The sequence below is a fragment of the Sinorhizobium sp. BJ1 genome, from assembly GCF_002531555.1.
Lineage (GTDB): Bacteria > Pseudomonadota > Alphaproteobacteria > Rhizobiales > Rhizobiaceae > Sinorhizobium > Sinorhizobium fredii_B.
The window spans coordinates 252,278-269,025 of record NZ_NWTH01000004.1; the positions used below are offsets into that span (position 1 = coordinate 252,278).

Below are 16,748 nucleotides of genomic sequence, written 5' to 3' on the forward strand. Positions count from 1 at the left end.
GGGTGCAATGACGGTCCCGCTGCTCAGCCTCATCATCTTCCTGCCCGCCGCCGGGGCAGCGGTCTTGATGTTTCTGCGCAGCGACGATGCGGTGCGCTGGACGGCGCTCGGTTTCACCGTCGTCGACTTCGCTCTCACGATTGCGATGCTGGCCGGCTTCGACACGACGACCCACGAAATGCAGTTCACCGAGACGCGCGCCTGGGTGCCGGCGATGGGCATCACCTATGCGCTTGGCGTCGACGGCATCAGCGCGCTTTTCGTGTTCCTGACCGCGCTGCTCGGCTGGATCTGCGTGCTTGCCTCGTGGGTGGCGATCGACCGCAAGGTGAAGGAGTTCATGGTCGCCCTGCTTTCCATGCAGGCGCTGATGCTGGGGGTGTTCTGCGCGCTCGACCTCTTCCTGTTCTACGTCTGCTGGGAGGCGATGCTGATCCCGATGTACCTGATCATCGGCGTCTGGGGCGGCGACGGGCGGGTCTATGCGGCGTTCAAGTTCTTCCTCTACACGCTGGCAGGAAGTCTGCTGTTCCTCGTCGGCGTCATCGTGCTCTATTTCCACGGCGGTGAGACCTTCGACATCCTCGCCTTGACGGCGCAGGATCTGCCGTTCCGGGTCCAGTCGTGGCTGTTCTTCGCCTTCCTGATCGCCTTCGCGGTCAAGGTGCCGATGGTTCCGGTCCATACCTGGCTGCCGGATGCGCACGTCCAGGCGCCGACGGCGGGCAGCATCATTCTCGCCGGCGTGCTTCTGAAGATGGGCGCCTACGGTTTCCTGCGGTTCTCACTGCCGATGCTGCCGGAGGCGTCGGTCTATTATTCGACGCTGATGCTGGCCCTTTCAGCGCTCGCCATCGTCTATGGCGGGTTCCTTGCCCTGGCGCAGGACGATCTGAAGAAGTTGGTGGCCTATTCCAGCATCAGCCACATGGGCTTCGTGACGATGGGGATCTTCTCCCTCAATCTCCGCGGACTCGAAGGCGGCATCCTGCAGATGTTTAACCATGGCGTGACGACGGGCGCCCTGTTCCTGTTCGTCGGCGTGATCTACGAGCGGACCCATACGCGCAGCATCGCCAATTACGGCGGGCTGATGAAGGTGGCGCCGGTCTATACCGGGTTTTTGGCGCTGTTTACCCTGTCGTCGATGGCGCTGCCGGGCACCAATTCGTTCGTCGGCGAGTTGCTGGTCCTGTCGGGCGGATTTGCCGCCAACATGGCCGTCGGTACGGCCGCGGTTTTGGGGGCGTTGCTGGGCGCAGCCTATCTGCTTGGCATGTACCGCAAGGTCGCGCTTGGTCCGGCGAGCGTCGGCGAGCGTTACGAGATCCGCGACGTCAACGCCCGCGAGATGGCGGCGATCCTGCCGCTGGCGGTCTTCGTGCTTTGGGTCGGGCTCTATCCAAAACCCTTTCTCAACGTCATCGATGCCTCGGTGAAGCATCTGCTCACCGAGGTGCACGGTCAGGGGAGCGGGCAATGACCGGCGCCACGCTTTTCCAGTGGGCCCTGGCAAGCCTCCCCGAGATAATCGTGATCACCGGGGCCTGCATCCTGCTGATCCTGGGGCAATTGGTGCGGAAGGGACAGGGAGATTTGCTTGTCTGGGCATCCGTCGCAGTCGTGCTGATTGCCGCTCTGGCGACATTCATGCTGGCGGGGGAAGTGCGGCCGGCCTATTCGGGCATGTTCATTGCCGACCGTTTTGCCGTCTTCTTCAAGTTCGTCTTCTACCTGGCCACCGTCCTGACATTTCTCCTTTCGCGAAAATATGCCGATATCGAAGGGATCGGGAGCAGCGAATACTACGTCATGCTGCTTTTCGCGCTCTCCGGCATGATGATCATGGCCTCGGCGACCGATCTCCTGTCGATCTATGTAGGCCTCGAACTGATGGTGCTCTGCACCTATGTGCTGACCGGATTTCTCCGGCATGAGCGGCGGTCGAACGAAGCGGCGCTGAAATACGTGATCCTCGGTGCAGTCTCCACCGCGATCTTTCTATACGGAGTATCGCTGGTCTACGGGCTCACCGGCACGACGCAACTGGACGCGATGGCCGCCGCGGTGAGCGGCGATCCGCTCGATCCGGGATTGCTGCTGGCGGTGGTCTTCATCGTCGCGGGGCTGGTCTTCAAGGTTGGCGCGGTGCCGTTCCACATGTGGCTTCCGGACGTCTATGAAGGCGCGCCGACGACGATCACCGCCTTCATGTCGGTCGGGCCGAAGGCGGCAGGGTTCGCAGTGATCCTGAGGGTGTTTCTCAACCCGCTGGTCGCAGCCTCCGACGTGTGGATCATCGTCGCGGTCATTGCGGTGGTGACGCTGGCGCTCGGCAGTTTTGTGGCGCTGGTGCAGGATAACTTCAAGCGCTTGCTTGCGTATTCCAGCATCGCCCATGCGGGGTTCGCCACTTTCGGTGTCGTCGCCGGCGGTCAGGACGGGGTCGCCAGCGTCATGCTTTACCTGCTGATCTACACTTTCATGAATCTCGGCATTTTCAGCGCCGTCATCATGATGCGGAACGGCGATTTCTCGGGCGAGGTCATCGAAGACTATGCGGGTTTCGCCAAGTCGCATCCGGGGCTAGGGCTCTTGATGCTGCTCTATCTGTTTTCGCTGGCCGGAATTCCGCCGACGGCCGGGTTCTTCGCCAAGTTCTACGTGCTCGTCGCGCTCGTCGACCAGGGTTTCGTTTTCCTGGCGGTGATCGCAGTACTGCTAAGCGCCGTCGCCGCCTACTTCTACATCCGCATCGTCATGGTGATCTACATGCGCGAGCCGGAGAGGGCGTTCGAGCCGGCATTGACACCCTTGGTCCGCGCCACGCTCGCCTGCACGGCCGCCGGCACCATCGGCATCGGCCTATTTCCGGGGTGGTTTCTGAGGCTTGCCCAACAATCGGCGTTTGGCGGTTGATTTGTTTGCAATGGTCCGCTCGACGGAATAGACTGCAAGTTCAAGAAAGAATTGCCCAATTCGCTTTTCAGGGCACCCGCGTTACCGACCCGAAGAAGGGTTGGCGCTGTGGAAAGCCCACGTTGGACGGGCGCTGCGATATGACTGCGATCGAATTCCTGCCGGTTCTTGTCATGATCGCCGGAGTTGTTCTGGTGGTCGGGGCGACGCTGTTTGTCTCATCGCTGCTGCGCCCGTCCAATCCCTATCCCGAAAAGAACATGCCCTATGAGTGCGGCATGGATCCGGCCGGCGAGGCCGCCGGGGGCCGCTTCAGGGTGCAGTTCTATATTCTCGCGATCCTGCTGGTCGTCTTCGATGTCGAGACGATGTTCCTGTTTCCCTGGGCCGTCGTCCTGAAGGAGATCGGACTGGTCGGCTTTGTCGAGATGTTCGTCTTCATATTGCTGCTTCTCGTGGGTTTCGCCTACGCCTGGCTGAAGGGGGCGCTGGAATGGGAGGCGTAAGCAATGCGTTCCGCGACAGCGTGCTGTTCACCACGGCCGAGAGCGTTATCAACTGGAGTCGCCAGTCGGCCCTGTGGCCCGAGACCTTCGGAATTGCCTGCTGCGCCATCGAGATGATCTCGGCGGGGTGCGCCCGCTATGATCTCGACCGGTTCGGCGTGGTGTTCCGGCCGTCGCCCCGCCAGTCCGACGTGATGATCATCGCCGGCACCGTGACGCGGAAGTTCGCTCCCGTGGTGCGCCGGCTCTATGACCAGATGCCGGAGCCGCGCTGGGTCATCGCCATGGGCACCTGTGCCATCTCGGGCGGGGTCTACAACACCTATGCCGTGGTGCAGGGGGCGGAGACCTTCGTGCCGGTCGACGTCCATGTGCCCGGCTGTCCGCCGCGGCCCGAGGCGCTGATGCACGGCTTTCTGTTGCTGCAGGAGAAGATCAAAAAGTCCAAGGCGCTCGCCGGGACGCCACTGGACCGGGTCGCCGTGCCATGAGCGTGGAGACGCCGCTTATCCCCACCATGATCGCGGAACGTTTCGGAGGGGCAATCGAGGAGCTCGGCTTCTCGCATGGGGTTCATGCTTTCGCCTCTCCGCCCGAAAGCATCGTCGAGCTTTGCCAATTCCTGAAGGACGATCCGGCCCTGCGGTTCGACTTCCTGTCGGACATTTGCGGTGTCGATTATTACCCCGAGGCGCCGCGCTACGAGGCGGTCTACCACCTCTATTCGCTGCCGAACAAATGGCGCATCCGGATCAAGTGCCGCCTCGGCGATCCGCCGCGGGTCCCCTCGGTGACGGGGGTCTGGCGGACCGCCAACTGGCATGAGCGCGAGGCCTGGGACATGTACGGGATCAGCTTCGAGGGACATCCCGACCTGCGCCGGATCTACATGTGGGAAGGGTTCGAGGGTTTCCCGCAGCGCAAGGACTTCCCGCTTCGGGGCTACAAGGACGAGTTGAACCCGTTTGGCGCCGAAGGGCCGCCACCGACCCGGCCGGACCTTGCCACCAAGGAAATTCCATAGGGAGGCCGCTCGACACCGGAAACGCGAGATGACCGAAGTCACTGAGCTCATGAGGCCGCAAGGCGAAGCGCTCGACACCAAGGAGGTGCTTCTTAATCTCGGCCCGCAGCACCCCAGCACGCATGGGGTGCTCAGGCTCGTGCTCGAGCTGGACGGCGAATATGTCGCCCGCGTCGACCCGCATATCGGCTATCTGCACCGCGGCACCGAAAAGCTGGCCGAGAGCTTCACCTATACCCAGATATTTCCGCTCACCGACCGGCTCGACTACGTCTGCCCGCCTTCAAACAATCTGGCCTTCGCACTGGCGGTGGAGAAGCTCCTGGGGATCGAGGCGCCGATCCGGGCGCAGTATATCCGCGTGATGATGGCCGAGCTGGCGCGGATCTCCGGCCATCTGCTGATCACCGGCGCACTGCCGATGGATCTCGGTGCCATGACCGCGCTGCTCTACGCCATGCGCGAGCGCGAAATGATCATGGACCTTCTGGAGATGATCACCGGCGCGCGGATGCACACCTCCTTCTGCCGGGTTGGCGGCGTTCGCGAGGATCTGCCCGACGGTTTCCTTCCGAAGATCAGGGAGTTCTGCGAGATCTTCCCGAACCGGATCCGCGACTACGAACGGCTGATCGAGGACAATCGGGTGTTCCTGAGCCGCACCCAGGGGATCGGCGTGATCTCCCCCGAGGACGGCATCGATCTGGGCCTCAGCGGCCCCAATCTTCGCGCTTCCGGCGTCGACTGGGACATTCGACGCGACGAGCCCTACGAGATCTACGATCGGCTCGACTTCAACGTCATTGTCCGCAAGGAGGGCGACTGCTACGCGCGCTGGCAGTGCCGGGTCGAGGAGATGCGCGAGAGCGTGCGGCTCATCGAGCAATGTCTCGAACAGATGCCCGAGGGGCCATTCCAGATCGACATGCCGACGATCGCCTTTCCCATGGACAAGGATCGGGTGCACTGTTCGATGGAGGCGCTGATCCAGCATTTCGACCTGTCCGCCTATGGCTTCAAGGTGCCGAAGGGCGAGGTCTACTCGGCGATCGAGGCGCCAAAGGGCGAGCTCGGCTTCTACATCATCAGCGACGGGTCGGAAAAGCCGTTCCGCATGAAGGTGCGGGCACCGTCCTTCGTCAATCTTCAGGCCCTCTTCGGGGTCACCAATGCCCGCTATCTGGCGGACATGATCGCCGTGCTCGGCAGCCTCGACCCGGTGATGGCGGAGGTGGACAAGTAGCAGGAGTTTTGAACGCGATGAGCATGCGCGAAAAGATCAAGCAAGCGGCGGCGCGGTATCCCGACCAGCGCTCGGCGATCATGCCCGCACTGCTCATCGCGCAGAAGGAACATGGTCATCTGCCCGGCCCGGTGCTGGAAGAGGTCGCCGACATTCTCGGCGTCGAGCGGATTTGGGTCTACGAGCTGGCGACCTTCTACACACTGTTCCATACCGAGCCTGTCGGGATGTTCCACCTGCAGCTCTGCGACAACGTCTCCTGCATGCTGTGCGGATCCGAGGCTCTGCTGAAGCATCTGGAAACGGCGCTGGGGATCAATAAGGGTGAAACCACGCCGGACCGGCTGTTCACGCTTTCGACCGTCGAGTGCCTCGGTGCCTGCGAGATGGCTCCGGTGATGCAGGTCGGCGACGACTATCACGGCAACCTCGATAACGGGCGGATCGATGCGCTTCTCGCCGCGCTGCGGCGGGAGGCCGGGCAAGCGACCGGTGCCGATCTCGCTGCCGCAGTACCTCCGGGAGAATAGCCATGTTCGAGCCGGTTCTCCTCAGGAATGTCGATGTTCCGGATGGCCATCTGCTCTCCACCTACGAGGCCGGCGGCGGCTACAAGGCGCTGGCCAAGGTGCTGCGCGAGCACACGCCCGACGAGGTCGTCGAGCTGGTCAAACAATCCAACCTGCGCGGCCGCGGCGGTGCCGGATTCCCTACGGGGATGAAATGGGGTTTCGTGCCGAAGCGGGCCGACAAGCCGAAATATCTCTGCTGCAACGCCGATGAAGGCGAGCCGGGCACATTCAAGGACCGGATCATCATGGAGCGCGACCCGCACCAGCTCATCGAGGGGCTGGCGGTGAGCGCCTACGCGATCGGCGCCGAAACCGCCTATGTCTACGTGCGCGGAGAATATGTGGCGGCTATTCGCCGCCTGGAGCAGGCGATCGCCGAGGCACACGAGAAGGGTTATCTCGGAGAAAACATTCTCGGCTCGGATTTCAAATTCGCGGTCCATATTCACTGCGGCGCCGGCGCTTATATCTGCGGCGAGGAGACCGCGATGCTCGAATCGCTCGAGGGCAAGCGGGCGCAGCCGCGATTGAAGCCGCCGTTTCCGGCCGTCGCCGGGCTCTACGCCAGTCCGACGGTGATCAACAATGTCGAGACGCTCGCTTGCGTGCCGCATATCGTGATGCGGGGGGCGCACTGGTTCCGCGCGATTGGCCCCGACAAGAGCCCCGGCCCGAAGCTCTACTGTATCAGCGGACAGGTGCGCAAACCCGGCCTCTACGAACTGCCGATGGGCATACCGCTGCGCGAACTGGTCGAGAACCATGCCGGCGGCCCGCTGCCGGGACGCAGGATCAAGGCGGTGATCCCGGGCGGGGTTTCGGCGCCGCTGATCCCCGAGAGCGGGCTGGAAGTGGGGATGGACTTCGACTCTCTCGCCGCCGTCGGCTCGATGCTCGGCTCGGCCGGGGTGATCGTGATCGACGACTCGACCTGCATGGTCAAGGTTGCCACCCGGATCGTCGAGTTCTTCCATCACGAGTCCTGCGGCAAGTGCACCCCATGCCGGGAAGGATTGAACTGGGCTGTGAAAGTGCTGCGCCGGATCGAGGCCGGGGAGGGCGCGCCGGGCGACCTGGAGCAGATGGAGAGGCTCTGCAAGGGCATATTCGGCAATACGTTTTGCGCCTTGGGTGACGGCGCGGCGATGGGATTGCGGGCCGCGCTCGAGCATTTCCGCTACGAGTTCGTTGCCCATATCGAGGAGCGAAGGTGCCCGTTTCACTGAACGCGTGCGCGGGAGGGAACATGGTTAGCATTACGATCGACGGACACACATTGGAAGTGGAGGCGGGCTCCACGGTGCTGCAGGCTGCTGAGCGCCTGGGCATCGACATCCCGACCTTCTGCTACCTGAAGCGGCTGCCGCCGCTGGCGTCGTGCCGCATGTGCCTGGTGGAGATCGAAGGGCTGCGGCGCCTGCAGCCTTCCTGCGCCACCGCGGTCACCGAGGGCATGGTCGTGCGGACCAACACGCCGCTGATCGACGAAACGCGGTCTTCGATGCTCGACATGCTGCTCGCCAACCATCCCCTTGACTGTCCGATCTGCGATAAGGGCGGCGAGTGCGAGCTCCAGGACATGGTGATGGAATACGGGCCCCGCCGGAGTGAGTTCCGCGATCCCAAGCGCGTCTTCCACTCGCGGGACATTCGCTTGAGTCCAGTCATCATCATGAACGTCAACCGCTGCATCCAGTGCCAGCGCTGCGTGCGGATGTGCGAGGAGGTCGTCGGCGCCGTCGCCCTGGGGACAGTTGAAAAAGGCATGGATACTGCCGTTACCGGTTTCGAGGGCAGTCTTGCGAGTTGCGACCAGTGCGGCAATTGCGTCGAAGTCTGTCCGGTCGGCGCGCTGATGAGCTTTCCCTATCGCTATAAGGCGCGACCCTGGGACCTGGCCGAGACTGACACGGTCTGCCCGCATTGCGGGACCGGCTGTCAGCTTACGGTCGGGGCGCGCAAGGGCGAGTTCATGCGGGTCCGCTCGAAGGAGGAGCACGGGGTCAACCGCGAAACGCTCTGCGTGCGGGGACGCTTCGGCCTTGACTTCGTCGAGAGCCGGGACCGCATCAAGCGACCGATGATCCGTCGTGATGGCGCTCTCGTGCCGGTTTCCTGGGACGAGGCAGGGGACTACCTGCGCCGGCGCCTGTCGGCCGTCGAGAGCAAGGCCGCGGGCGGGCTCGCCTCTGCGCGCCTGCCCAATGAGGTCCTCTATCAGTTCCAGAAGCTGATGCGGACGGTGTTCCGGACCAACAACATCGACTGCTCGGCGCGCTGGTCCGCGCCCTTCGACGCGCTCGGCCCGCTGCTGGCAAGCTTCTACACGCGCGCCTCCCTGCACGACGTGATTGGCAGCGATTGTGTGCTCGTGATCGGCGGCAATGTGACGGAAGAAAACCCGGTGACCGAATACCTGCTGCGCGATGCCGCGCGGCGGCGGCAGACCGGATTGCTCATGCTCTCGGCGCGGCCGTCGCGTCTCGACGCCGATGCCCGGGTGGTGCTTCGCGTGCCGCCGGGCGGAGAGGCGGCGAGCCTTGCGGCGGTGGTGGCAGGACTCCTGCCGAGCGAGGCCCTTGCGGACATCGGCGCGACGACGGGCGGTGAAGGGCCGGACCGTTTGGTTACCGCTCTCAAAGACGTCCGCAGCGTTACCCTGCTTGTCAGCGTCGGACTCCTGAGATCGCCTGCAGCGGGCGCAACGCTGCAGCAAGTCAACAACCTGCTGCAGGTTCTCCGCCTGCTCGGCAAGGGCGTGGCGATGCAGTTCCTCTTCGACAGGGCCAATCAGATGGGCGCCTGGGACATGGGAGTTCTGCCGGAAGCTCTGCCGGGGCTGCTTCCCGCCACCGACGACGATGCGGCGCGTACGGCTCTCGGGCGGGCCTGGGGCGTCGAGATCCCGTCTGAACCGGCCGCGACTTTCGACGCCATGCTGGAACTCTGCGATGTCGGGCGAATGGGTGCGCTCTATATCGTCGGAAGCGATCCCGTGATGACCTATCCCGACCGGAGGATCGTGCAGATGGCGCTTGGCGCCGCCGACCTTCTGATTGTGCAGGACGCGTTCCTCACGGATACGGCCGGCCTTGCCGATGTGGTGCTGCCCGCTGCGAGTTATGGAGAGGAAGCGGGCACGTTTACCAACAATGAAGGCCGGATCCAGAAGCTCCGCAAATTCCGCGAACCGGCTTTCGAGGCCCGGGGCAATCTGGAGATCTTCGACTTCGTCGCGCAGCTCCGCGTTCAGGCGCTGCAGCCATCGGCGCAAGGCGAAATTTTTGACGAGATTACCCGGCTGGTCCCGGCCTATCAGGGATTGACGCAAGGCGGTCTTGGTGCCGACGGCGCATTCACAAAGGCGGTTCCGACGCCACCGTCAGGCGTGTTCTTCGCGGCGCCGCCGATCCCGAAAGTCGACGATCGGCTGATGCTTGTTACTGGCGATTGCCTGTTCCACAACGGATATCATTCCGAACGCTCGGAGATCCTGAATACGGTTGCGGATGACCCCTATGTCGAGTTGAGCGAGCAGGATGCCGGGCGACTCGGCCTTTCGGACGGCGATCAGGTGGCCGTGCGATCCGCTCAGGGCGAATTGACCGCAAAGCTCAAGGTCAACAGGCGCTTTCCGCGTGGTCTCGTCTTTGTTCCCGAAAACTACCGGGCGCTTCGCCTCAACAGCCTGATGCGGCGGGGCGAATATCCATGTCCGGTGGAGGTTCAAAAGGCGCATGCGGCATTAGAGATCGGCCCCCACGCCAGCTCCGCGGCGAGCCCCGAGGATCTCGGCCAAGGCATGGCAGGTGGCTCGCCCTAACCCAGCGTCGCACGCGGCAGGCACTTACTCTCGTCAGTGATAGTGGGTTCCGCGAATATAGTCGTGCAGGTCCTGCTCCGTGCGCTGGGCTTCGTCGAGCCTGTGCTTGACGACGTCGCCGATGCTGACCACGCCGACAACATCGTCACCATCCATCACCAGCACGTGGCGGGTGCGCCGCTGAGTCATGATCGCCATCACAATGGGCAGCAGATCCTCTGTCGAACAGATCGCCACGCTGCGGTTCATGATGTCGGCCACCCGCATCGCCGCCGCCTCGGCGCCGTATTCAGCCACCGCATTGCAGCAATCGCGTTCCGACAGCGTGCCCAAGTATTCCCCGGCCGATTGGCTGACGACCACGAAGCCGATATTGTTGTCGCGAAACAATCGCAGGACTTCCACCATCGGCTGATCGGGCGTGACCGCGATAACTCCGACACCTTTGTTCTTCACGATTTCGCCGACAAACATCTGAGCCTCCTGTCCAAGCACGTCGGATAGACAACGGGCGCGCGCTCACCTCCGCCGGATATTCCGCCACCAGTTGTAGCCTTGCCGCTCGTTGGATTCGACCAACACGTCCTTCGTCGTGTTCAGGCGCGCGGCGACCACGCCGCCGCCGGTCGCTGCCTTGCCAGGCTTTGCGAGCAGGTCGTCGCGTCCGATCACCAAGTCGCGCGAGGAAAAGCTCGAGAATTCATATTGCTGACCGAGCGCGATCGCATCCGCCGGGCATGCGTCCTCGCACAGCCCGCAGAACAGGCAGCGGGCCGTGTCGATCTCGAACTTGGCCGGGCGACGGTTGCCCTTGTCGTCCTCGTAGGGGACGACTTCGATGCAGTAGCAGGGACAGATCCGCGCGCAGAGCTCGCAGGCCACGCACTTGATCTCGCCCTCTTCGTCACGCTTCAGGAAATGGTGGCCGCGATAACGCGAATAGGGCAGCCATTTCTCCTTGTCCGGATACTGCATGGTCACGGTTCTGGAGAACATGTAGCCGAAGGTCAGCGCCAAACCATTCGCCAGGTCGGCGAAGAACGTCCAGCCGATCCAAGTCCCGATTATGTCCTGTGCGCGCGACATCGCCGCCCCGCTATTGAGTCACCAAGGGCCCTTAAGAGAAAGCAATACCAGTAAGAATTATGTTCGCCATCGACAAAGGAAGCAAGACTTTCCATCCGATCGCCATCAACTGGTCGTAGCGGTAACGGGGGAAAGTAAAGCGGAACCAGATGAACAAATAGACGAAGAACGCCACCTTGAGTCCGAACCAGAGGAGCGGCGGCAACGGGATCAGCACGCCGTTCCAACCGCCGAAGAACAGGATCACCGTCAGGACCGACACCAAAAGCATGATGACGTATTCGCTGACCATGAAGAATGCGAAGCGGATGCCGCTATATTCGGTATGGAAGCCTGCCCCAAGATCGCCTTCCGCCTCCGCCAGATCGAAGGGGATGCGCTGCGCTTCGGCGAGCCCCGCGACGAAGAACACGAAGAAGCCGATCGGCTGGTAGACAATGTTCCAGACATCGGCCTGGGCCCGTACGATCTCGAGCAGGCTCATGGATTGCGCCAGCATGACCACGCCGATGACCGCAAAGCCCATCGGGATCTCGTAGCTGATCATCTGCGCGCAGGTCCTGAGGCTGCCCAGGACCGCGTATTTGCTGTTTGCCGCCCAGCCGCCGAAGATGACTCCATAGACCTCCAGACCGATCACCGCGAAGACGAAGAGTAGCGCCACGTTCATGTTGGAAACATAAAGCGTAATCTCGTTGCCCAGAACCGAGACGCTCTCCCCGAAAGGGATGGCGACGAACACGACGAAGGGTGGCGCGAGTGCCAGAATTGGTGCCAGTTTGAACAGGAAGCGGTCGGCCTCGGTCGGGATGTGGTCTTCCTTGGTCAGGAGCTTGATCCCGTCCGCCACCGGCTGCAGAAGCCCATGCCAGCCCACCCGCATCGGCCCCATCCGCTGCTGGATGTGCCCGGCGATCTTGCGTTCCACCCAGGTCAGCGGCAAGGGCAAGAGCAAGAGCATCGCGATCAGCAACGCGACTTTGAAGACGATCAGGCCAAGGGCAACGATAAGCTCCATGTTCCGCGGCTACTTATCCAACAGGTTGAAACGCGCGACCGAACTTTCGCTCCGACTATACACCAGCTTGGCGTCGTCTGTCTCTGAGCTGGGAGGGCGTACTGGGCTTCGATGGAGGGATGATTGTGCTGAGACCGGCTACGACTCTTGGCAGGAGTATGGCCGGTTGGACCGGACGCGGCTGCCCACCCGGAGGAGGCCCGGCCTGGATGGGCGATTCAGAATTGGGCTCCGTACTTGCCCGGTAAATGCGTGAATAGACGGATTCGTTCCTGTCGGTTTCCTGCCCACTTCCAAGTGAACCAATCTCGCCGTCGCGAGTTTCCCCGACATGACAGTCACAAGCCAGGAGGAAATGGCATGGATTGGAATCGAGTCGAAGGTAACTGGAAACAGGTGAAGGGCAAGATCAAGGAGCAGTGGGGCAGATTGACCGACGACGACCTTGACCAAATCGACGGTAACCTCGATCAGCTCGAAGGGAAGATCCAGGAGCGGTACGGCATCCAAAAGGACCTCGTCAGACGGGATCTGGATGATTGGTACAACCGACAAACCTGGAACTGATCCCTCAAAACCTCACCCCGCTTCGCGCGGGGTTTTCTTTTGGCTCGTGGGAGGCGTTGGCGCTTCCGTTGTTGCACCGCGGCGAATGCATGCGTGCATCGAAACGCAAACGAGAACCTTGTGTATCACGCAAAGCCTCGAGTTGCATCGCTTCCGCTTTTCAAGCATGTTTGAATTTAAGCAGCTAGCCATTCTTGCGCGGAGGCGAAAAGTGCTCAGCCAGCCCCCCGCCATAGACGCTTTCGTCGGCCGTCGTATTCGACTGCGCCGCAACGTGCTGGGGATGGACGAGAAAAATCTTGGCGCCGCACTCGGTGTGCCGGTCGCGCAGGTCCGGAGATACGAACAGGGGGCATGCCGCGTGTGCGCGGCCCAGTTGCTGACGATGGCGGATGTTCTGCAGGTGCATTTTTCATTTTTCTTCGAGGAATCATCGGCGTCGACGGGTGGCGGGTTGCCGAAGGTGGTTGAGGGGCCGGACATGAGCAAATCCCCGGCTTTTCCATCGAAGGTCGTTGGGCGCCCGCGCCGCATTGTCCGGCCCGCCCTCTGGGGCGGCAGGGCGTTAGGCCTGGCCGGTTGAGATGGTCGTGACGGGGGCTGGCTATCACCTAAAAACCTTCGGGGAGTTGCGGCTCACTGATGCCGCCAGCGATGCAGTCGCCTGTCCGGAGCGCGGCCTGTTGATCCTCGCCTATCTCTCGGCATCCGGGCAAAAGGTCGCTACGCGCGAGAAGCTCGCGACCATGGTCTGGCCGGACAGGGAAAAGAGCGTCGCCTTCAAGAACCTGCGCTCTACGCTTTGGCGCATGCAGCACCTGGCCACCCGCGAAGGCCCGCTTCTAGTGGCGACGGAGGCGGAGGTGGCGCTGGGGGCAGTCTCCTGTGATGTCGCTGTTTTTGGGGCGGTGAACAGTTCGGAGGAGACATTCCGCAACGCCCTGTTGCTCTGGCGCGATGCGTTTCTGGCATCGGCGGACCTGCCGCCCGGGCGCTACACGGATTGGGTCATGGAGAAGCGGCGGGGGTTCACGGACCTGCTGCGCGGCGCGCTCATCGCTATCGAACAGCGGTCCACCAACCGGTCGACGCTGCGCTCGGCTTGCGCCCATCTGCTGGAGCTCGATCCGGGGGATTCCGCCGTTCGAGAAATCCTGCAACGTGTCACGCACAGCCCGTTGCTGAGTGTCAGAACGACGGCTGCGGCCGCAGAGCAAGCGGAAACGGGCGCGCCGGAAACCGTGCAGCTACCGCGCGTCGCACTGCTTCCGCCGGCTGCCTTCGGCAGCGACCCGATGCTCCACGCCGTCAGCGTGGCAGTGATCGAAGACATCACGATCGGGCTCTGTGCACTGCGCTCGATGACGGTCGTCGCGCCTTATACAGCCGAGCGCATCCGTGGGGCGGCGGACAAGGCGGCGATCCTCGAAAGACACGGTGTGACCTACGCGCTCGATTGCCGCATGTCGGATCAGGGGCTCTTCACCCAGCTGATTTTCCTGCCCTCCGACCAGATCGTCTGGGCCGATCGTTTCCTGATCTCGCCTCAGGGCCTTCTCAAGCAGCGCCAGGAGATCGCCTACCACGTGGCGCGCGCCGTGACCGAGCAGGTGGAGACGGGGCGGACGGAGCACCTCGACTATCTGGCGCATCCCGAGGCTTATTACGCCTATCTCGGCGGGCTCCGGCATCTCTCCGGCCTCGGCCTGCCGGAGGTTCGCAGGGCGCGTCACGATTTCCGGGATGCACTGAAGCACAAGCAGGGTTTTGCGCCGGCGCTGAGCGGCATGGCACGTACTTTCGCGACCGAGTGGCTGTTGACCGCGCGGGCCGACGATGAACTCCTGACCATAGCGGAGCGCCATGCCAAGGACGCGATTGAGAGCAACGAGTGCCTTCCCACGGCTCATCGCGAGGTCGGGGTCGTCAAACTCTATCAAGGCGACCTCGACGAAAGCCTGGCGGCACTTGATCGCGCCGAACAATTGAGTCCGCATTATGCCGATGTCCTCTACAGCCACGCCGATACGCTCGTTCATGCCTCCCGTCCCGGCGAGGCCTTGGAAAAGCTTGGCAACGCGATTTCCCTCAATCCGCTGACACCGGACGCCTATCTTTGGAGTGCAGCAGGTGCCAGCTACTTCCTCGGGAAATACGAGCAGGCAATAGGCTTTGCCCAGGACATGAAAGACAAGTCGCCGGCGGACAGGATCGTCGCCGCGAGTTGGGCGATGCTCGGGGACCGCCAGAAGGCCCGCCAGCACAGGATGCGGGCGATGAAGGCGAACCCGACTTTCGATGTGGATAAATGGCTCGCCGTCATTCCGTTCAAGGAACAATGGCAGAAGGATCTTTATCGTGAAGGGCTGAAAAAGGCCGGTTTTTGATCGTGGGCATGAGGGGACAATATGGCCAAAGTTGTTGTAATCGGGATTCCGGGGGAACCGGGTTTGTGGATGGTAGATCTTGGAAACGGAACCGTCAGGCAGCTTGACTCAGTGACGGGCGATCTGGCGACCGTGAACGGCTTTCGAAAGCTGGGCAGCGCCTTCGTCAACAACGTCGATCTCGCAATTGCGGTATCGTCCGCCGATGACGTTTTTGCGGGTCACGTGGACAGTTGATCTGCCTCGATATCGAGGATTGGACGAACTCGGGCGATAGCTATTCCGACAGGGTGTGCACCCCAGAGGAGACATTCGAACGCGTTCGGCCTTACCTCGCCGCTTTCGGCGTGACGCGCGTCGCCCGGCACACAGGGCTCGACAAGGTCGGGATCCCGGTCTGGTGCGCGTATACGCCGAATTCGCGGTCGATCGTCGTCGCGCAGGGCAAGGGATTGACGGACGCGGATGCCCGGACATCGGCGGTGATGGAGGCGCTTGAGCGCTCCGTCGCCGGCGAGCCAACGGTCGAGAGCTTTATCGACACAGCAGAAAACCTGCGCGCCGCCGCCCGGGCCTTCGATCCGCTGAACGGTCTGATCGGCGCCGGCCAGGATGATATCCGGCCGGACGAGGAAATCGAATGGGCCGGCGGCGTCGATCTGATCTCCGGCCACGACGTCTTCGTACCCCTCGAAGCGGTACTTCTCGACCGCACGAGGGCCTCGCGTTTCTGGATGTCGTCGGATGGACTCGCATGCGGAAACATCCTGGAAGAGGCGATGCTGCACGGCCTGCTCGAACGGGTCGAACGCGACGCGCATGTTCTCTGGCGCGTGTCCGGTCAGGAAGCCCGTCACCGGGCATGCGTCACCCCCGAGAGCCTCGATGACCCGGCACTCGACGCGCTCGTCGGCCGCATTCGGGCGGCCGAACTCGAATTGCTGCTTTTCGACATCACCAGCGACACGGCCATTCCGTGCTTCCTTGCTCTTCTTGGTCCGCGCGGCACTACAACCGCCAGCAACCTCCGCTTCGTCGAGGTGACGAGCGGTTGCGGGGCGCATCCTTCCGCCGTTCGGGCCGCGATCCGGGCAGTCACTGAGGTGGCGCAGTCGCGGCTCACCTATATCGGGGGCGCCCGCGACGACGTCTACGCCGAGACCTACAGCCGGCCCTTGCCGGACTCGACGCGGCGCGCCTTTCTCGCAACGCCGCGACCGGTCACGACGCCGATCGCCCCGACCGGCACGCGTGTCGAGGCATTGCTGAGCCATGCCATCTCCTGTGTGAAGAAGGCGGGTGTACGGTCTGTGATCGCCGTTCCCCTCTCTCGCGACGATCTGCCCTTCGCCGTCGTCAAGGTGCTGGTGCCGGACCTCGAGAGCCCGGACGGCGAGCGGGCGCGTCGCTTCGGGCCCCGCGCGCTGTCTAAGGCGATTTCGTCGTGAGGCGGTGCCGCGCACGAAGTCACTGTGCCAAATGGAACTGAAAACGGCAGGCGACGAGCGTAGATTACGTGTGCGCGGACTGGCGAATCTATCGCGCAACACCACTGATGGATGTGCAACGCTCGTGCAACGCGCGCGAACGGGAAATTCGTCTA

At 62.7% G+C, this 16,748-nt stretch carries 17 protein-coding genes; 14 read left to right on the forward strand and 3 right to left on the reverse strand.

The annotated features are described in order from the left end of the window. The first annotated feature begins 7 nt into the window (after positions 1–7). From CO676_RS07335 to nuoG, 9 genes are all read left to right on the forward strand, one after another. Entirely contained in the window at positions 8–1,483 is a 1,476-nt protein-coding gene (locus tag CO676_RS07335) for an NADH-quinone oxidoreductase subunit M (RefSeq protein ID WP_097520103.1), read from the forward strand. Next, complete coding sequence (locus CO676_RS07340) at positions 1,480–2,919, forward strand: NADH-quinone oxidoreductase subunit N (RefSeq protein ID WP_097520104.1); 1,440 nt, start codon at positions 1,480–1,482, stop codon at positions 2,917–2,919. The genes CO676_RS07335 and CO676_RS07340 overlap by 4 nt, the downstream gene beginning before the upstream one ends. A gap of 140 nt (positions 2,920–3,059) precedes the next feature. Next, a complete protein-coding gene (locus tag CO676_RS07345) occupies positions 3,060–3,425 on the forward strand; it encodes an NADH-quinone oxidoreductase subunit A (protein ID WP_014765265.1) in 366 nt (121 codons plus the stop codon). Next, positions 3,413–3,916 carry an NADH-quinone oxidoreductase subunit B gene (locus tag CO676_RS07350; RefSeq protein WP_014765264.1) on the forward strand — a complete coding sequence of 168 codons (504 nt, stop codon included), beginning with the start codon at positions 3,413–3,415 and terminating at the stop codon, positions 3,914–3,916. The genes CO676_RS07345 and CO676_RS07350 overlap by 13 nt, the downstream gene beginning before the upstream one ends. After that, on the forward strand, positions 3,913–4,449 hold the full coding sequence (locus CO676_RS07355) for an NADH-quinone oxidoreductase subunit C (protein ID WP_097520105.1): 537 nt from the start codon (positions 3,913–3,915) through the stop codon (positions 4,447–4,449). Before CO676_RS07350 ends, CO676_RS07355 begins: the two co-directional genes overlap by 4 nt. 28 nt (positions 4,450–4,477) lie before the next feature. Then, positions 4,478–5,692: an NADH dehydrogenase (quinone) subunit D gene (gene nuoD / locus CO676_RS07360; protein ID WP_014765262.1), complete on the forward strand. Its 1,215-nt coding sequence runs from the start codon at positions 4,478–4,480 to the stop codon at positions 5,690–5,692. Positions 5,693–5,709: 17 nt separating this feature from the next. Continuing rightward, the gene (gene nuoE, locus CO676_RS07365; protein WP_014765261.1) at positions 5,710–6,222 is read left to right on the forward strand and encodes an NADH-quinone oxidoreductase subunit NuoE; all 513 of its coding nucleotides are present in this window, start codon (positions 5,710–5,712) and stop codon (positions 6,220–6,222) included. Between the two features lie 2 nt (positions 6,223–6,224). Next, positions 6,225–7,490 carry an NADH-quinone oxidoreductase subunit NuoF gene (nuoF, locus tag CO676_RS07370; RefSeq protein WP_097520106.1) on the forward strand — a complete coding sequence of 422 codons (1,266 nt, stop codon included), beginning with the start codon at positions 6,225–6,227 and terminating at the stop codon, positions 7,488–7,490. Positions 7,491–7,510: 20 nt separating this feature from the next. Beyond that, positions 7,511–10,087, forward strand: coding sequence for an NADH-quinone oxidoreductase subunit NuoG (nuoG, locus tag CO676_RS07375; RefSeq protein WP_097520107.1), 2,577 nt, complete (start codon positions 7,511–7,513; stop codon positions 10,085–10,087). 33 nt (positions 10,088–10,120) lie between these two features. Here nuoG and CO676_RS07380 read toward each other — a convergent pair whose 3' ends face one another. The 3 genes from CO676_RS07380 to nuoH are packed head-to-tail and all read right to left on the reverse strand — an operon-like array spanning position 10,121 to position 12,191. After that, positions 10,121–10,561, reverse strand: a complete 441-nt coding sequence (locus CO676_RS07380; protein ID WP_014765258.1) for a CBS domain-containing protein — start codon at positions 10,559–10,561, stop codon at positions 10,121–10,123. Positions 10,562–10,606: 45 nt separating this feature from the next. Next, a complete protein-coding gene (locus CO676_RS07385; protein ID WP_014765257.1) occupies positions 10,607–11,173 on the reverse strand; it encodes an NADH-quinone oxidoreductase subunit I in 567 nt (188 codons plus the stop codon). A gap of 31 nt (positions 11,174–11,204) precedes the next feature. Then, positions 11,205–12,191, reverse strand: a complete 987-nt coding sequence (gene nuoH / locus CO676_RS07390; RefSeq protein ID WP_014765256.1) for an NADH-quinone oxidoreductase subunit NuoH — start codon at positions 12,189–12,191, stop codon at positions 11,205–11,207. 360 nt (positions 12,192–12,551) lie between these two features. Between nuoH and CO676_RS07395 the strand changes: the two genes are divergently transcribed. The 5 genes from CO676_RS07395 to CO676_RS07415 all read left to right on the forward strand — a co-directional run bounded on the left by CO676_RS07395 (position 12,552) and on the right by CO676_RS07415 (position 16,593). Further along, on the forward strand, positions 12,552–12,758 hold the full coding sequence (locus CO676_RS07395; RefSeq protein ID WP_014765255.1) for a CsbD family protein: 207 nt from the start codon (positions 12,552–12,554) through the stop codon (positions 12,756–12,758). 118 nt (positions 12,759–12,876) lie between these two features. After that, positions 12,877–13,341 carry a helix-turn-helix transcriptional regulator gene (locus CO676_RS07400; RefSeq protein ID WP_245424275.1) on the forward strand — a complete coding sequence of 155 codons (465 nt, stop codon included), beginning with the start codon at positions 12,877–12,879 and terminating at the stop codon, positions 13,339–13,341. A gap of 7 nt (positions 13,342–13,348) precedes the next feature. Further along, positions 13,349–15,145: an adenylate cyclase gene (locus CO676_RS07405; protein ID WP_179875426.1), complete on the forward strand. Its 1,797-nt coding sequence runs from the start codon at positions 13,349–13,351 to the stop codon at positions 15,143–15,145. Between the two features lie 21 nt (positions 15,146–15,166). Further along, the gene (locus CO676_RS07410) at positions 15,167–15,382 is read left to right on the forward strand and encodes a hypothetical protein (protein WP_097520109.1); all 216 of its coding nucleotides are present in this window, start codon (positions 15,167–15,169) and stop codon (positions 15,380–15,382) included. Further along, on the forward strand, positions 15,382–16,593 hold the full coding sequence (locus CO676_RS07415; RefSeq protein WP_179875434.1) for a YcaO-like family protein: 1,212 nt from the start codon (positions 15,382–15,384) through the stop codon (positions 16,591–16,593). The genes CO676_RS07410 and CO676_RS07415 overlap by 1 nt, the downstream gene beginning before the upstream one ends. Positions 16,594–16,748: the final 155 nt, after the last annotated feature.

Excerpts from the sequence above, each read along its gene's own strand:
- nuoD (WP_014765262.1), top strand. The coding sequence starts at position 4,478 with ATGACCGAAGTCACTGAGCTCATGAGGCCGCAAGGCGAAGCGCTCGAC.
- CO676_RS07355 (WP_097520105.1), top strand. The coding sequence starts at position 3,913 with ATGAGCGTGGAGACGCCGCTTATCCCCACCATGATCGCGGAACGTTTC.
- CO676_RS07385 (WP_014765257.1), bottom strand. The coding sequence starts at position 11,173 with ATGTCGCGCGCACAGGACATAATCGGGACTTGGATCGGCTGGACGTTC.
- CO676_RS07340 (WP_097520104.1), top strand. The coding sequence starts at position 1,480 with ATGACCGGCGCCACGCTTTTCCAGTGGGCCCTGGCAAGCCTCCCCGAG.
- CO676_RS07410 (WP_097520109.1), top strand. The coding sequence starts at position 15,167 with ATGGCCAAAGTTGTTGTAATCGGGATTCCGGGGGAACCGGGTTTGTGG.
- nuoH (WP_014765256.1), bottom strand. The coding sequence starts at position 12,191 with ATGGAGCTTATCGTTGCCCTTGGCCTGATCGTCTTCAAAGTCGCGTTG.
- CO676_RS07395 (WP_014765255.1), top strand. The coding sequence starts at position 12,552 with ATGGATTGGAATCGAGTCGAAGGTAACTGGAAACAGGTGAAGGGCAAG.
- nuoF (WP_097520106.1), top strand. The coding sequence starts at position 6,225 with ATGTTCGAGCCGGTTCTCCTCAGGAATGTCGATGTTCCGGATGGCCAT.
- nuoE (WP_014765261.1), top strand. The coding sequence starts at position 5,710 with ATGAGCATGCGCGAAAAGATCAAGCAAGCGGCGGCGCGGTATCCCGAC.
- CO676_RS07350 (WP_014765264.1), top strand. The coding sequence starts at position 3,413 with ATGGGAGGCGTAAGCAATGCGTTCCGCGACAGCGTGCTGTTCACCACG.
- CO676_RS07345 (WP_014765265.1), top strand. The coding sequence starts at position 3,060 with ATGACTGCGATCGAATTCCTGCCGGTTCTTGTCATGATCGCCGGAGTT.
- CO676_RS07380 (WP_014765258.1), bottom strand. The coding sequence starts at position 10,561 with ATGTTTGTCGGCGAAATCGTGAAGAACAAAGGTGTCGGAGTTATCGCG.
- nuoG (WP_097520107.1), top strand. The coding sequence starts at position 7,511 with ATGGTTAGCATTACGATCGACGGACACACATTGGAAGTGGAGGCGGGC.
- CO676_RS07335 (WP_097520103.1), top strand. The coding sequence starts at position 8 with ATGACGGTCCCGCTGCTCAGCCTCATCATCTTCCTGCCCGCCGCCGGG.